The sequence below is a fragment of the Allocoleopsis franciscana PCC 7113 genome, from assembly GCF_000317515.1.
In the GTDB taxonomy this organism is placed as follows: domain Bacteria; phylum Cyanobacteriota; class Cyanobacteriia; order Cyanobacteriales; family Coleofasciculaceae; genus Allocoleopsis; species Allocoleopsis franciscana.
This window is the reverse complement of the sequence record NC_019738.1, coordinates 3,500,991-3,517,402: the sequence shown is the minus strand read 5'-3', so window position 1 is coordinate 3,517,402 and position 16,412 is coordinate 3,500,991. Positions and strand designations below refer to the sequence as shown.

13 protein-coding genes and 1 pseudogene are annotated in these 16,412 nt (G+C 46.3%); 9 read left to right on the top strand and 5 right to left on the bottom strand.

Annotation, left to right across the window (positions count from 1 at the left end):
• Positions 1-17: 17 nt before the first annotated feature.
• Positions 18-614: a pentapeptide repeat-containing protein gene (locus MIC7113_RS14640; protein ID WP_015182953.1), complete on the top strand. Its 597-nt coding sequence runs from the start codon at positions 18-20 to the stop codon at positions 612-614.
• Position 615: 1 nt separating this feature from the next.
• Here the strand turns inward: MIC7113_RS14640 and MIC7113_RS14635 are convergent, their stop codons facing one another.
• Positions 616-1,134 carry a formylmethanofuran dehydrogenase subunit E family protein gene (locus MIC7113_RS14635; RefSeq protein ID WP_015182952.1) on the bottom strand — a complete coding sequence of 173 codons (519 nt, stop codon included), beginning with the start codon at positions 1,132-1,134 and terminating at the stop codon, positions 616-618.
• Between the two features lie 177 nt (positions 1,135-1,311).
• Positions 1,312-1,389, bottom strand: a pseudogene (locus tag MIC7113_RS38995) (hypothetical protein); the annotation flags it as partial.
• 137 nt (positions 1,390-1,526) lie between these two features.
• Here MIC7113_RS38995 and MIC7113_RS34765 point away from each other — a divergent pair.
• From MIC7113_RS34765 to MIC7113_RS14610, 6 genes are all read left to right on the top strand, one after another.
• Entirely contained in the window at positions 1,527-1,934 is a 408-nt protein-coding gene (locus tag MIC7113_RS34765) for a Fur family transcriptional regulator (protein ID WP_315889675.1), read from the top strand.
• 108 nt (positions 1,935-2,042) lie between these two features.
• The gene (gene thrS / locus MIC7113_RS14630) at positions 2,043-3,914 is read left to right on the top strand and encodes a threonine--tRNA ligase (protein WP_015182951.1); all 1,872 of its coding nucleotides are present in this window, start codon (positions 2,043-2,045) and stop codon (positions 3,912-3,914) included.
• A gap of 40 nt (positions 3,915-3,954) precedes the next feature.
• A complete protein-coding gene (locus MIC7113_RS14625) occupies positions 3,955-5,094 on the top strand; it encodes an NAD(P)/FAD-dependent oxidoreductase (protein ID WP_015182950.1) in 1,140 nt (379 codons plus the stop codon).
• Between the two features lie 25 nt (positions 5,095-5,119).
• Positions 5,120-6,787 carry a nucleoside recognition domain-containing protein gene (locus MIC7113_RS14620; RefSeq protein WP_015182949.1) on the top strand — a complete coding sequence of 556 codons (1,668 nt, stop codon included), beginning with the start codon at positions 5,120-5,122 and terminating at the stop codon, positions 6,785-6,787.
• 28 nt (positions 6,788-6,815) lie between these two features.
• Positions 6,816-7,409, top strand: a complete 594-nt coding sequence (locus MIC7113_RS37640) for a hypothetical protein (RefSeq protein ID WP_015182948.1) — start codon at positions 6,816-6,818, stop codon at positions 7,407-7,409.
• A gap of 189 nt (positions 7,410-7,598) precedes the next feature.
• A complete protein-coding gene (locus MIC7113_RS14610; protein WP_051055692.1) occupies positions 7,599-8,087 on the top strand; it encodes a GTP-binding protein in 489 nt (162 codons plus the stop codon).
• Between the two features lie 63 nt (positions 8,088-8,150).
• On the opposite strand, the gene MIC7113_RS14605 is transcribed toward MIC7113_RS14610, so the two are convergent.
• The 3 genes from MIC7113_RS14605 to cysS are packed head-to-tail and all read right to left on the bottom strand — an operon-like array spanning position 8,151 to position 11,265.
• A complete protein-coding gene (locus tag MIC7113_RS14605) occupies positions 8,151-8,666 on the bottom strand; it encodes a TIGR02652 family protein (protein ID WP_015182947.1) in 516 nt (171 codons plus the stop codon).
• Positions 8,667-8,693: 27 nt separating this feature from the next.
• Entirely contained in the window at positions 8,694-9,764 is a 1,071-nt protein-coding gene (locus tag MIC7113_RS14600; RefSeq protein WP_041780844.1) for a WD40 repeat domain-containing protein, read from the bottom strand.
• Positions 9,765-9,777: 13 nt separating this feature from the next.
• Positions 9,778-11,265: a cysteine--tRNA ligase gene (gene cysS / locus MIC7113_RS14595; RefSeq protein WP_041780843.1), complete on the bottom strand. Its 1,488-nt coding sequence runs from the start codon at positions 11,263-11,265 to the stop codon at positions 9,778-9,780.
• Positions 11,266-11,346: 81 nt separating this feature from the next.
• Between cysS and MIC7113_RS14590 the strand changes: the two genes are divergently transcribed.
• Together MIC7113_RS14590 and MIC7113_RS14585 are read left to right on the top strand one after the other, a co-directional pair.
• Complete coding sequence (locus MIC7113_RS14590; protein ID WP_216596383.1) at positions 11,347-12,288, top strand: ribulose bisphosphate carboxylase small subunit; 942 nt, start codon at positions 11,347-11,349, stop codon at positions 12,286-12,288.
• 251 nt (positions 12,289-12,539) lie between these two features.
• On the top strand, positions 12,540-16,373 hold the full coding sequence (locus MIC7113_RS14585; protein ID WP_015182943.1) for an N-6 DNA methylase: 3,834 nt from the start codon (positions 12,540-12,542) through the stop codon (positions 16,371-16,373).
• Positions 16,374-16,412: the final 39 nt, after the last annotated feature.

Here is a 16,412-nt window from a genome sequence, read left to right as displayed (position 1 = left end):
ACCTAAAAGCAGCAAGCATGAAAGCAGATGAACTCTTACGGCAATACGCAGCGGGAGAACGGTATTTTCGTGGAGTTTCCCTTCAGGGGATATACCTAAGAGGGGTTTCCTTGAGTGGGGCAGATTTGCGATGGGTTGATTTAAGTCGGGCATCTTTGATGGATGTTGACCTGAGTCAAGCTAATCTGCATGGTGCAAACCTCAGCTCTTCAAATCTTTTGATGGCTAATTTAAATCAGGCTTGTTTGAGTCAAGCCAACTTCCAACAAGCCATTCTAATCAAGGCTGACCTGAGCGAGACTGTCTTGCATACTACCAACTTTCAACGAGCCAATTTGTGTCTCGCCAATCTGATGGGAGCTTCTGACATCTCAACAGCCAACCTCCAAAAAGCAATACTCAATGGCGCAACAATGCCAGATGGAACAGTTTTTGGCAAGCGCAGTTGGTGGTTTAGGCTGCAAGGAGTCTTTGAACGCTTGAATCGAAATGCGATCTGCTTGCAGCAGCGCAACGCTATCGCTACTGAAAAAGAGCGGTTACAGCTTACCCATTTTAACTGGAAGAGTAACCCAGGTAGCGAAGGTTCATTTGATAGATGGCACAGACCCTAAACTATGACTTGCTCCCTGGTTCATCGTAAGGTTCCACGATGTACAGAGAGTCAGCAGGTGCATTCATTACTGCGTCATAGCGCTGGCGTTCGGTCAAACTTTGGTTCCAACTATCAAGTTGAGAGCGAACCGAGTTGGGTAAGGTATAACGTAACGCTTGTCCCGTTTTCTTATTTTTAATAATCGCAACGCCAAAGGTGTTCCGGTCGCGTCTTGTCGGCAGAACGCGCAGCGAGTTTTGTCCGGGTGTGGAGACGGTGGCAATCATGATGCCATCTACAACACAGGGACAAGGGGAGAGCAGTCCCTCTTGGTAAGTTACATCTAAATCGCGTGGTGAAGCTTCCAGACGTTTCATCGCATCAAGACCAATCCGAATCCCCACCACGACATAGGTGCCGAAACCCCCATGAACGCGGCGTCCCAGCCTTACCCATTCTTCTGGTGTTTCAGTTTCAGCACGCACCCCAACAGCAAAGACCGTTAGAAACAAGCACATTAGTAATGTAAGCTGTCTCATGTTTCCCGCCAACTACATTGACTTATCCAAATTCAGGTTACAGTAAGCTTCGATGAAACCAAGCACTCGTTGTCTCTGCTCTTGAGAAAGTTCCTTATTGCAATCAGAAAGCGATCGCATCGCAGTCTAATCCTCAAAAAAATCTGTAGAAATCTCCCTCAAGCGTGTTGAATTTGCCTAATGCAATATCAACGCCATCTCCTTGGCAAAGTAGGTGAGAATCAAGTCAGCACCCGCTCGTTTAATGCTCGTCAGCAACGGTGTTAGATGACGACATGGGCAGTAGTGAGACTTTCTTGGTTACAATAATGATAATCATTATCTAATACTTGAGGGAAACGTTCGCTCAAGTCATGAAACTTTAAGTTGTACCGAATACTCCCTTACAAGCGTTGTCTCTATGCCAGCTCGACAAGCCAGTAGTCAGGAGCGAATCCTCACGCTCCTCAAACAGCTCGATCGCTTTCATCAGCGCTCAAGAACTCTATATTGAGCTGCGCCATCAAAATCAAAGTTTGGGATTAGCAACGATTTATCGCATATTGAAAGCACTCCAAAAAGAGGGAGTGATTCAGGCGAGAACCCTCAACTCAGGTAAGTCTCTCTACAGCCTAGTCAGGGCAGAACAACGACACTACTTAACCTGTGTTCGTTGCGGTCAGTCGATTCCTGTTGAAGATTGCCCTGTCTGCCACATGGCGGCGACTTGGTGTAAGTCGCTATCCTTCAAGGTCTACTATCACACACTCGAATTTTTTGGTTTGTGTCCTGAGTGTTCGCAACAACTCCATTCTTTGTAGTGGTCAATTGACATCCTGGATGAATTAATGGAGATCGAATCCCTCTATGTAGCCTGAACCTAGCCTTTTCTCCTAGAATGAGAATGATTATTATTTTTATATTGATTTATGGTCAGTCAATTAACTCAATCTCCGTCTGAGAACAGCCTCCGCCAAGATGACCCGCAAAAACTAGAGCGAATTCGTCACACCTGCGCTCACATCTTGGCAATGGCAGTGCAAACTCTCCTCCCACAGACAAAAGTAACGATTGGCCCCACCACAGACACCGGATTTTACTACGACTTCGATCGCCAACAACCCTTTACCCCGGATGACTTGAGCCGCATTGAAGCCAAAATGCGTCAGATTATCAACGCTAACTTGCCGATTATCCGCGAAGTTGTAGATCGGGAGGAGGTTCGTGCGGAAATTGAGCAGTTAGGGGAACCCTACAAGCTGGAAATCCTCGACAGTATCCCTGACGGAGAAACCATTACCCGCTACTTTATCGGCAACCCTGACCACGGTAAGGGTGTCATTGATGCTAATCAATCAGAACCGACGCTGTTTGAACAAGTAACAATACCTCCTGAAGCTTACTGGTGGGATTTGTGTTCCGGTCCTCACGTCAACTTCACTGGAGAAATCAATCCCGATGCTTTTGCCTTAGAAACTGTTGCGGGTGCTTACTGGCGAGGAGATGAAACCAAACCTCAGTTGCAACGCATCTATGGTACAGCTTGGGAAACACCCGAACAACTTTCTGCTTACCTTCAACAAAAAGAAGAAGCCAAGCGGCGCGACCATAGAAAAATTGGTCAAGACCTCAAACTCTTTAGTATCCAAGACGATGCTGGCGGTGGTTTAGTTTTTTGGCATCCGCGTGGCGCAGCGATACGCAACATTATTGAAGATTACTGGAAAAAATCTCACCTAGAAGCGGGTTATCAACTCCTTTACACACCCCATATCGCGAATCTGGAACTGTGGAAAACATCGGGACACTTTGATTTTTATCGAGAGAATATGTTTGACTCGATGAAGATTGAAGATGTGGCTTATCAAATTAAGCCGATGAACTGCCCCTTCCATGTTCTAACCTATAAGCACGACCTGCATTCTTACCGCGAGTTTCCCTTGCGCTTTGCTGAATTAGGCACTGTTTACCGCTACGAGCGATCGGGAGTTATGCATGGTTTGATGCGCGTCAGAGGATTCACCCAAGATGATGCTCATATCTTCTGTTTACCGAACCAAATTGCCGATGAAATCTTAGGAGTGCTGAATCTAACCGAGCAAATTTTATCAGATTTTGGCTTTACAGATTATGAAGTAAATTTGTCCACTCGTCCGGCTAAATCTGTTGGCGCCGATGAAGTTTGGGAGTTAGCAACAACAGCTTTAAAACAAGCTTTAACTGCCAAAGGTTGGAATTATATTGAAGATGTGGGGGGTGGCGCGTTCTATGGACCCAAGATTGACCTTAAGATTCGAGATGCCATTGGTCGTTTGTGGCAATGTTCGACCATTCAAGTTGATTTCAATTTACCTGAACGATTCAAACTAGAATATGTGGCGGCTGATGGAACTCGGCAACAACCGATTATGATTCACCGAGCAATTTTTGGCTCTTTGGAACGCTTTTTTGGGATTTTAATTGAGAATTATGCAGGTGATTTCCCCTTGTGGTTAGCCCCCATTCAGGTGCGTCTGTTACCCGTGAGCGATGACCAACGAGAGTATATAGAATCAGTTGCCACCACGCTTAAAAAAACTGGGTATCGGGTTGAGATTGACCGCAGTGGAGAGCGTTTGGGCAAGCAAATTCGCAATGCAGAGTTAGAGAAAATTCCCGTTGTTGCTGTAGTCGGTAAACGGGAAGTAGAAAATCAAACTCTGAGTGTGCGGACAAGGAAGGGGGGAGAGTTAGGAACGCTAACTTTAGCTGAATTGCAAGCTTGTCTGCAAGGAGCGATTGAAGAGAAATCGACGCTTTAACCTGTCAAGTTGGAGAATAGACTTCTAGTTAATAGCTGTAATGAATTCTTCTCAAATCTTGGATGTAGTTATTGTCGGTGCGGGTGCGGCGGGGGTCGGTTGTGGGGTCGTTCTCAAAGATTTAGGACTCCAAAATTTTATCCTGTTAGAGCGCCATGAAGTGGGAGCATCTTTTAATCGCTGGCCCGCACAAATGCGATTTATTACCCCGTCGTTTCCCAGTCACGGCTTTGGGTTACTCGACCTGAATGCGATCGCTCTAAATACCTCCCCAGCTCTAGCTTTTCGACGAGAACACCTAACGGGTAAGGAGTATGCCCTCTATTTACAAACGGTTGTCGAGCATTTTCAGCTTCCGGTAAAAACGGGCATTGAGGTTCACGATATTGAAACACTACCAGGAGAAAAAGGGTTTATCCTCAAAACTTCCCAAGGCGATGTTCAAAGCCGCTTTGTCATTTGGGCGGCAGGAGAATTTCAGTATCCGCGCCTCGATCCCTTTCCCGGTGCCGATTTGTGCATTCATAATACTCAGGTACGCTCCTGGGACGAGATGCAGGGGGATGAGTTTATTGTGATTGGCGGTTATGAAAGCGGAATGGATGCCGCCACCAATTTAGTTGCTTTGGGAAAACGAGTGGGAGTAATCGATCGCGCTAAAAGTTGGGCATCCAATAACCCCGATCCGAGCATCTCTTTGTCTCCTTACACACTACAGCGCTTGGAGTTTGTCTATGCTACAGGTCGCCTTGAACTAATTGGGAATACTGACATTGTGGGAGTCAAGCGCGACAACAACGGTTATGTTGTCGTCGGGGCGCAAGGTAATGAGGGTATTCAGTATCGCCAGTGGATGAGTCCCACGCCTCCTATTCTGTGTACGGGTTTTAAGGGCAGTCTCAGTACCATTGCTCATTTGTTTCATTGGTCTGACGGACATGCTGTACTGAATGAATGCGATGAATCGACCCGGACTCCAGGGTTATTCGTTGCTGGACCTTCTGTGCGTCACGAGGATATCATTTTCTGTTTTATCTATAAATTCCGGCAGCGGTTTGCAGTGGTGGCTGATGCGATCGCACAACGTTTGGGTTTAGATCCCTCACCTTTGCAGGTTTACCGCGAACAGGGTTTATTTCTTGATGACCTTTCTTGCTGTAGCAATGACTGTGTTTGTTAATGGCTGAGTTCTTTTATAGACAGCGATGAACCAAGTTACTGGACAACTCTCTACCCACACTGCCATCGTTGCGATCGGTAAAGAAAGCGTTGGCAAATCCCAGTTAATTGCCTCTCTTACCCAAAAGCCAGCCTATAGCTCGAATTTTCGGGGTACTACCGTGGCTTGTGAAACCTATCGGGACGGCGATCGCACCTTTGTCGATACGCCTGGGATTTTGCGCCAGTCTGATAGCGTGACGACGGCAGTAGTGCTGAACCGTTTGCCAGAAACAGATACCGTGCTGCTTGTAGTGCAAGCTACTCATATCGACGAGGATTTAGCGGAGTTACTCCCATTGGTTCAAGGCAAGCGGGGAGTCGTGGCTGTTACCTTTTGGGATAAGGTACGAGCTAAAGCAGAAGCCATGCAAGTACTCGAACGTCTCCGCCAGAGTTCCGGGATTGGTTTCATCCCTGTGGATGCCCGTCATCTGAGTGCGAGCGATCGCGTCCAGATTCTAGAGGCTCTTTCATCTCCCAGAACCTTTACCCAAGAGTTTACACCAGAACGCATTGACTGGCGGATTGAGCCACCACCAACGTTATTGGAACATCGTTACTGGGGACCGATTGGAGCAATTTTGCTGCTTTTATTGCCTGCCATCATCGCTGTCTGGGGTGCTAACACGTTGGCGGCGCTAGTCGATCCGCCAGTACAGGCTTTGGTGAAGCCATTAGTGGAGCAACTTAGCCTGCTGCCGTCCTTATTACGGGAAATTCTTGTTGGTAGATATGGACTCGTGACGATGGGGCCGTTGCTGTTCGTCTGGGCAATCCCCACGATTGTGCTGTACGCTCTGTTTCTTGGTGCTTACAAAGCGAGTGGCTTGATCGATCGCATCACAGTGGCGATGCACCCGCTAATGCTTCCCTTTGGGCTAAGTGGCCGTGACTTGGTACGGGTGATTATGGGTTTCGGTTGCAACGTCCCGGCAGTAATTAGCACCAGGGCTTGCTCTAGTTGTTCGCGGGGAACTTGTATTTCTGCGATCGCATTTGGTTCAGCTTGCTCCTACCAGTTCGGGGCAACCCTCGGCGTGTTTGCTGCGGCAAAGCTGCCTTATCTGGTTGTCCCCTATTTGCTCTATCTCACGGTGACAACCTTAATTTACACTCGACTGACAGCACCCAAAAAAGCGCGATCGCCGTTAAATAAGTTGCTCGTTGAAGGGCGTAGCTTCCTGGAATTGCCCCGCCCGATTGCCATCTGGCGCGAAGCCCGCAGCACCCTATCTCAATTCTTTCTCCAGGCAATCCCTATCTTCTTGGGAATTACAATTATTGCTTCGCTACTCGACTGGCTGGGCGTTCTTTCTGCCCTCTCTGGTGTCCTTAGTCCTGTAATGGGATTGTTTCGCCTTCCGGCTGAAGCCGCTTTACCCGTAGTGCTTGCCTCCATTCGCAAAGATGGCATTTTGCTCTTTACCCAACCGAATACTTTGGCGGCTTTGACCCCCTTGCAGATTCTCACTGGAGTCTACCTGGCAGGTGTAATTCTGCCTTGCCTTGTCACTCTTTTAACGATTGTGCGCGAGGTATCTTGGCGCTTTGCTCTAAAGCTTTTGAGCCAGCAAGTTGTTGCAGCCGTTAGCTTTTCGCTGCTTCTCGTTTGGGGCAGCGCCCTATTTGAGTACTCAATCAACCACTTCTAGTATCGAGGCAAAACAATAGCAGATGACCATGAATCACACAAAAACTCCCCTTGCTCCAGTACGCGCAGTCAAACCTAAAGGATGGAAATTGGCTTGGTCTACTGTTGCACAAAACCGTCTTTGGGTTCTTCTGCTCACTGTCCTGGGTAGTGCCAGTAGTGTAGTTTATCCGCACCCCCCTTTGGTCAGCTTTGCGACTGTAGCAGGCACGACTCTGAAGCCGACACAGGCAGTGAAAGCAATTTCAATCATCTGGTTGGTCAATCAAATTTGGGGGTACACCCTCCGCAATTATCCTCAGACAACTGATTCTTTTGTTTGGGGTTTAATTATGGGGTTGGGAACGCTTCTAGTAACCTTACTAGCCACCATCAAGCCTCGGTTCAGTCGGGAAAGAATGGGCGGTCATTTCCTCTGGCTAGGAACGGCTTTAATTGCTGGATTCGTCTTGTTTGAAAGCCTGATTTTGCTTTTTGGTACATTACTTGGAAACGAACATAGTATCACCTTATCGATTTTGGCTCATCTCTTTCTTAAGGAGATGATATGGACGATTTCCTTAGCTCTAGGGCATCTAGTTTGGGTTAGGTGTGTAGGCAGCACCAAGTTTCTATCTAACTAACCTATTTATCTTATTACGCTCTTTTAGTCCAGACTTCTCCTATGGCTAAACACACTCTATTTGTCTGTAAATCCTGCTCATTTTTACCAAATGAGCGAAACTATAGAGGTCAGCGAGGCGGTTTTCACTTGCTAAATAACCTGAAAAATTTGTATCAAAAATATTATTCTCTTAAATAAAACTGATTTAGTGACACCTAAGCAAGTTGATGAACTAGAAGCCTATATTCGTTCCTTTAAGCAAGGCGCTAGAGTTATCCAAACACAATATGCACAGGTGCCATTGCCACTAATTTTGAATGTCAACTTTAACGAGTCTAGCCTCTATCAAAGTATTACATCAGCCGCTCACCATCTGGAGCAAGAGCATCACGAGCATCATTCTCACCATCTGGAGAATGATGGGTTTATGGCAGTTTCATTTGAAATCGATCGTCCCTTAAATCTGTCCAAGTTTCAAATTTTTATTGATAATTTATCACCTAATATTTATCGAGCAAAGGGCATTCTCTGGTTTCAGGGGAGTCAGTTACGCCATGTGTTTCAACTTACTGGTAAGCGATGTGACTTGAAAAGCGAACGTTCTCACCTACCAAGTTGTAACCAACTCGTTTTCATTGGACGAACGTTGAATGCAGACGCGATTAGACAACAATTAGCAGAATGCATCGCGAGGTAATTTATATGCCAGGGAGTGGCATACTCCGTCATTCAAGGGTAAACCTTTATGACCTTATCCCTCTTAACGCCATGCTTTGAGAAATGGATAAGTATAGTTCGTTGGGTTCCCCGGTTCAGTTTGAAACTCAAAGTTCATAATTTTCCAACGAGGTTCTGTATGTTGGTCTGGGCTAAATTCCACTGGCACTCCATACAGTCGTTGCTTCACAAAACAAAACTGCTCAAACCAGTCTGCATGATGTTCTAAGCTGTTGCCAAGCATCTCTTTATACCGTTGAGCAACGATCACCTGGGTTGCTCGATATCCATTTTGATAAAGGTGCTCAAGTGCCTCAGCGATTTCAAAGCGCAGGGTATCGGGATGAATATGCTGACGATACCATTGACCTTCCCATTGATGCCAGCATCGCCCCGACTGAACATGAATTAACTCCCCTGTATTGGGATTGGCTTCAAAAGCTCCATGCTTAGGGCAAATGTAAGAGTCTGTGAGTAGCAAGGCTGGAATTGGTTGATGGCACTGAGGACATCGAATCTCTGTGCCGAATATGGGATAGTCCGAGGGGATAGAAGTCATACCAGGTGTAATCACAAAAATTGTTCCTTAAACATCCGTGCAAGTAGACCAGACCAATAATTCACCCCTCTGTCCTCCTGCGGCTAAATACCGTCCCGTGGGATGCCATGCCAAACAAGAAAATCCTTCCTCTGCACCTTCGAGAATCTGAGTTGCTTCCAGGGCAGCTTGCCATAAAATAATCCAGCCATCTTCTGAAACAGAGGCAAGTAAACCACTCTGGGGTTGAAACGCCACATCCAAGACCTTACCACCGTGTAGGTCCAGTACCCAACTTTCCCAGCCTTTCGGCGATTGCATCCACATTGTTACTAGTTCACGGGTTGCCACGGCTAGAATTGGAGGCAAGTCGGCTGAGGGTGGGAGATCTGCCCATGCCAGCTTCCGCACTTTTCCGGGAAAGCCACACAGGATTGCAGGGAGTTCATCTTCATTGAGTGGTTCACGCTGGAGGTGTTGCGCTTTCGACCAGTCCAGAACTCCAACACTAAGGTCATGAATCGCGCTAGCGAGATAGGCAGCATCAGACGACCAAGCGATCGCACTGGCTGGTGAGGTCAACTCCCACTGATACAGCCGTTCATTCCAGTTGTGGGCATTCCAGATGTGGATATTGCTTTTGACAGCGATCGCCAAACGTTTGCCATCCGGCGACCAGCGGATATCTTGGGGACTCGCCACCCCTACCAGACTAGTAACCTCTTCAGTCCGATCTGCATCCCAAATCTGAACAGTTTTCCCTCGATTAAACGCCAAATAATTACAAGTCGGATTCCAATCTAGGCGATCGACCCAGGTAGAACCACATTCAAGCGTATCCGCGATTTTAGGTACATCGGGTTCCATCTGCCACAGCGTAATATTGCCATCTTGCCCACCGCTTGCCAACCACTTGCCATCCCATGAAAAGGCTAAAGCATCGACCGATTGACCTGTTGGCGGACACAAGGACAGACCCACAAAATCCTTCAGTAAGCATATTTCTCCGGCACCAGAAGCAACAGCTAAGAGATTGCCTACGGGCGACCAGGCGATCGCTGTTACATAATCGGATAAAGTTTCTTTTGCGCTCAACTCTACGATAGATTTGAAAGCCATACGGATTACCTTTTCAAGAGCGATGCCAACGGGTTTGTCCATCAGACCCGTCAATCAAGGTAATGCCCACTGCTTGCAGTTCATTACGGATGCGATCGCTCTCGGCATAGCGTTTTTCTTGGCGTGCTTGATGCCGTTGTTGCAGTAGCGATTCAATCCAATTCACATTAATCTCTGGTACAGGTAAGGTTTCGGCTTGAACCTCTAAACCCAACACCCCAGCAAACTGTATCAACGTCTGCGATAAAGCACGTAAGTGTACATCCTCAAGTTCCTGAGACCCTTGATAGCAACGCTGATTAAACTCTCGTTTTAGGGATTTTGCCAACTCAAACAACACCGCTAATCCAGCCGCCGTATTAAAGTCATCATCCATTGCCGCTTGAAAACGGGCGATCAGCGCTTCGCTGCTGCGCTTCGCAATCGCCTGTGAGTCCAATTCATCAAGAATCGTAGCTTGTGGCGATAGATTGCATTTAGCTAAGTCTAAATTCAGCGCATCTTTGAGGGTTTGCCAGCCATGAACAGCGGCGGTAATGGCTGATTCAGTAAAATCTAAGGGCTTACGATAGTGAGCTTGCAAAACGAATAACCTGACGACCATTGGATCAATCGGCTGCGGATACTCTGACCATTTACCGTCTAACAAATCTCGAATGGTCGTAAAGTTCCCTAACGATTTAGACATCTTCTCCCCATTCACTCTCACCATGCCATTGTGTAGCCAGTATCGAGCCAAGGGCTTACCTGTTAGCACTTCTGATTGAGCGATTTCATTTTCATGGTGGGGAAACACCAAATCTCCCCCACCGCCATGAATATCAATTGTCTCACCCAATCGGGCACGAATCATTGCCGAGCATTCAATATGCCACCCAGGTCGTCCTTTGCCCCAAAGAGAATCCCACGCAGGCTCCCCTGGTTTGGCAGCTTTCCACAGTGCAAAATCAAAAGGGTCTTGTTTTTTGTCCTCTGCTTCGCCTGGGTCAATGCGTCCACCTGCCCCAGCTTGCATCTGCTCTCTTTTTCGTCCAGAGAGTTTGCCATACTCCGAAAACTGCTGCACGTTGTAGTAAACATCGCCATTCACAGCGTAAGCATAGCCTTTTGTTTCCAGTGCTTGGATGAGATGAACAATCGCTGGGATATGTTGGGTGACACGGGGATACTCATCCGCATCCATGACGTTCAACCGCCGAATATCCTCAAAGTAGGCATTGATGTAGCGATCGGCAATTTCTGGCATCGAGCTGCCTTCAACTCTAGCCCGATTCAAAATTTTGTCATCAATATCGGTAAAGTTCTGCACATACCGTACTTGATAACCCCGCCATTGCAAATAACGCCGCACTACATCCCAGCCGATATAAGACCGGGCATGACCCAAATGGCAATAGTCGTATACTGTTACCCCACAGCAATACATCGTGACTTTACCGGGTTCAATCGTTTTGAACGGCTCTTTTTGGCGAGTCAATGTGTTGTATAGAGTGAGGCTCATCGCAAATTTTGGATTGTCGAGGTTTGGATCAAGTATTCCAGTAATGCTTAGAATGATAATCACTCTCATTTTAACATGACTATGTACAACATCCCTGCCCCACCAACCCCCTGGTCACAACAACTCGCTGAGCCAACCATAGATGCCACCGTCTATATCCACCCTCTGACCAACGTGATTGGGGATGTGCGGATTGGAGAGCAGGTTCACATTGCTCCCGGTGTCTCGATTCGAGCCGACGAAGGAATGCCGTTTTATATTGGTACGAATGTGAACATTCAAGATGGAGCGGTGATTCACGGATTGGAACAGGGACGAGTCATCGGGGATGATGGACAGCTTTACTCCGTGTGGATTAGCGATAACGCTTCGATTACGCACATGGCTTTAATTCACGGCCCTGCTTACGTGGGAAACGGTTGCTTTATTGGCTTCCGTTCAACTGTATTTAACGCTCGTATTGGGGATGGTTGTATCGTTATGTCCCATGCACTAATCGAGAATGTAGAAATTCCGGCGGGCAAATATATCGCATCTGGCTCAATCATTACCAACCCCCAACAAGCCGATCATTTACCCAATGTGCAAGAAGTAGATTCAGAGTTTGCCCGTCATGTAGTGAGCATTAATCAAAAACTGCGTCAGGGCTATCTCTGTGCCGAAGATGAGGTTTGCATCGCCACCCTTCGCAATGAACCAAACGGACCCCCAACCGTTCAGCCTGGTTCTAGCAATGGACATCGCCCATCCTCGCGCTTCGATGCTCAAGCGATCGCCTGGATTCGAGATGTGTTGAGCCAGAAGTTTTATATTGGGGTGGAACAGGCGGATACACGACGATTTCGAGCAAATTCCTGGTCAGATTGTGGCGTGATTAAAGTGACGCAGGAAGAGGAGGCGATCGCCGCAGTAGCACAACTTCTACAACGTTATCCACATCAATATGTGCGTCTGTTTAGCATCAATCCTGGGACTCGACAGCGAGGTAGTGGTTTAGTGATTCAACAGCCTTTGGAGAAGTGAAGCAGTAAAGCGGTGGAGGAGAAAAGTAGAAGTGAAGGCGTAAAGAAGGAAAGAATTAATTATCTTATCCTTCCATCACCTTGTTATGCTGCCTCAGGTCTTCGGTGGGGGCATAGTCGTTAAGTTATAGGTAGGATGCCCGATCATATACTGATCTTAAAATTTGATGAAGATTTAACAGAAAGGGACTGATTGCCAGCGCGGGACTGGAAACCCCTAAAAAATTATTTTCCTTGTGATGCGTGTTTGCGATGCCTGGTTATAATCGACAGGCTATGACTCATCCAACAACCTTTGACGAATTTTTGACTGCATTCTTTGGCATTTTCACCCAAAGAAGTTTTCGTGGTGCTGATTTTCTGAGTTATCTGAATCGCTCGGATGCTCAACGAAGTGGAGACGAGGCATCGATTGTTGATACAGCGATCGCCAGTCCCCTTTTAGGTCTACTGGGCTTTGAGGCTGGGGAGCGGGTTTATAACCAGCAACATTTGGGCGACCGTCCTGACTTTGCTCCCACTGATCCCGTATATGGGACGTGCTTCATCGTGGAGGACAAGAGTACATCCCTGGCACTAACTCTTGATTTAAGTGATCCCAATAGCCATCTCTCTCAACTTAGAGGCTATATGAGGGGTGTGCGGTTGGGCTGGTTGCTGAATGGTAAGCAGTTAACGGCATGGAAATTTGATGATCCTGATAACCCTCAACGCCTTGTTGATCTTGATATTTCAACAGCAATTCAGGAATGGAATCAGGGAGGAGCACCGACCTTATCAGATGGAATAAACCAGGCACTCCATGATTTATTTGATCTATTTCGTAAAGAAGCTTTCACCAGTCTGCAACGATTAGAAGCAGATCTGGCACTGGATGAGGAAGCATGGCAACGGCAGGCATTGCCTTTAGGAGATGAGAGCGGCAACGAACCTATATTGGTGGAAGCGTTGCAGTCGCTTGTTTTGGAACTTCAGCGCAATGCGAGACGATTGCTGGCGAACCATTTAACTCGTTATGCGGAGTATCAGGATAAGGCAAACCGCATTACTGATGATGCCGTAGAGACGGCAACTCAAGAAATTCAGCGATTGCGAGAGCGGGTTTTAACAAGCCTGAATCAGATTCAAAGCTTGGTTGATTTGAGTTCTGATGATCGAGCCACGATCGAAGCAATCTTCTTACGATTGGAACAGGATGCCAGAGCTTACATCAGCCCCAAAGAGCTATTTACTGAAATTCTGGCAATTTTGACTCAGGCATTTCAGCAGAAACATGCGAACCAGGCAAGACCACCCAGGGCACCATCAACGTTAGAGGGAGGATACACGCCACTCAATGATGCTCTCAAGCCCTACGTTGAGAAGGTGTTTACGTGGCATCAGCGACAGTCCACTCTCCGGCAGACCTATCAGATAGACATTCGAGTGCATGATGACTACACGGTTTGGACTGCTTTGGTGCAGGAAACCATGTTGGGAGGATTAGAGGAAGCTCAACGACAGGATGAATTTGCTTTGCAAGCAGCGTATGTTGTTTTCATTCGGCTGTTGTTGATTCGAGTCTGTGAGGATAAAGGCGTTTTTCCCCATCGGTTTGTGTCAGATGGTGGAGTTAAGAATTGGCAAGAAAATATCGAACGTTACTGGGTGTTTGCGACAGGCAATCCCTACAGCCCGTTGTTAGATATGGCATACAACAATGCCCAAAACATCTACGCCCACTTTTTTACAGGACGAGAGTTATTTAACTGGTTTTTGTTGGATCAACAACAGTTGGTGATGACACTGCACCAACTCAGTCGCTTCAACTTTGCTGGGGTTGATTCGGATATTGTTGGAACCGTTTACAGCACCTATGTCAACCGCAAGGAGAAGAAGGAGAAGGGACAATATTACACCCCTCCAGAAATCGTCAATTATATTTTGGATGAGGTGGGCTATCGGACTGGTGCAGGCATTATTGGAGCTAACAAACGCCTGATTGATCCGGCTTGTGGAAGCGGTTCGTTTTTGGTGGCAGCGGCAAAACGATTAGTCGAAACCTATAAAGGCAATGCTAACCAAATTGACGATCCGGCATCGGTGCTGGATCGTGTGCAAAACAACCTTTATGGGTTCGATCTCAATCCGTTTGCCTGTTACTTATCCGAAGTCAATTTGCTGATTCAGGTCTTAGATCTGGTCAAGCTGGCACATGACAAGGGGCAACGCCCCAAAATTCAACGCTTCCATATTTACAATGTCGATGCTCTGGCGCGACCGACGGGAACCTACCGTTCTCTAATGTTTAATACGTTGATTGCAGAAGAAAGCGATCAGGTGGATCAAATTAAAAGTCGATCGCCCAACACTCCCTATTCCAATGGTTTTGCTTTTGTCGTAGCTAATCCACCTTATGGTGCAAGTTTAAGTGATGAATATAAGGTTGTGCTGAGATCGGATTACTCAGACGTATTCTTTGGTCAACCTGACACTTATGTTTTCTTTCTCAAGCTTGGGATTGAGCTTTTAGGAATTGGAGGCAAGCTTGGTTTCATTACACCGAATACTTATTTAATGGGTACGAATACTGCCACTTTACGCAAGGAGTTATTAGATGCAGGACGTATTGAGCAAATAGTAGACTTACCACAAGGAATATGGTCGGACGCTAATGTTGACTGTGTATTGATATTTATAACAAAGGATAGTGATGAACAGAGACGTATAGAACAACAACCTCAGATTTATATCCTCGAACTGCGCGATACTCTCGATAAGCTGATAGCTAGGGATTGGGATGAAATTATTGTCCAAGAACAATCTCGATGGATAAGCAATCAAAGATGGGAAATCGATATTCGTTATGACTCACTAATGCAGTTAATCGAAGATGCTTGCCGTATCTCTGTTAATAGGAATGGGGCTAGTACAAGAGTGTTGAAATTAGAAGATGTAACAGAAAGTAATCAAGGAATTATTCCTTACAAGGGAAAAGAACAAAGAAGAACAAGCAACCATATTAGAAATCGGCGTAATATTCCACCAAGTGATCCAGATTGGAAACCTTTACTTGATAGCAATAGTTCTATTGGACGTTACTCTTTACGTTGGGGTAGTTTAAAGAACTATATCCATTATGGAAATTGGCTATGGCGTGCTCGTGAATCAAGGTACTTTGAGCAACCAAAAATAATTGTTATAAGATTCCGCAATCGAGCATTAAAACGTCGTTTAGTTGCTGCCTATGATAATCAAGACTTTTATGTAAGGGAGAACTATAACGTAATTATTGCTTCCGATCCAAGTTACAATTTGAAATATATTTTAGCTCTCTTAAACTCATCTCTCTTAAATTTTTGGTATCGAAGAAGAAATGATCAAGTAACGATCAATCCTGCTTATTTTCGACAACTACCTATCTATCCTGCTGATGCTGAAACTCAAGCAGATTTAGTTGAGAAAGTCGATCGCATTCTCTCCAAAAACGCTCAACTCAATGAATTTCGAGAACAGGGTTATGTCATTCGTAAACAACGGGATGGCAATACACTAATTGAGATTCCCTACAATCGCCTTTTAGCCGAAGTTCAACAAGGAAATCCCAACTTTTCAACATTAACTTTGTTTGATGCGAAAGCCGCAGGGTTATTTACCATTCCCGATCGCTGTGATTTGCAAGTTTCGATAAGCAGCAATGTCTATACACCCGATCGCTATCCTACCAGTGTTGTATTACGCCATAACAAACTTTGGCTTGTCATTGAAGATGACAACATTCGTCGTTATCTCCTCGGCTACTTAAAACGTCCCCAATGGCAAGGCAAAACCTGGGATGAGATTAAAAATCAGGTGACTCTGCCCTATGAAGCCCCTGATCTCAACACCTTTTTTACCGCTGAACAGCAACGTCGCACCGAGATTCAAACTCTGCTCGATGAAGTTGCTCAGATCGATGCAGAAATTGACGAGAAGGTGTTGGATTTGTATGGGATTACCGAGCCAAGCGATCGCCAGCGAATTTTAGGTAGTGCATCAAGCTCTGAAGAGGATGAAACCGACGAGATCGAGGATACAGCGGAGAGCGGGAGTGAAGAGGTAGAGTAAGAAAGAAGTTAGCTGAATGAGTTAACACGGAAGTATGAC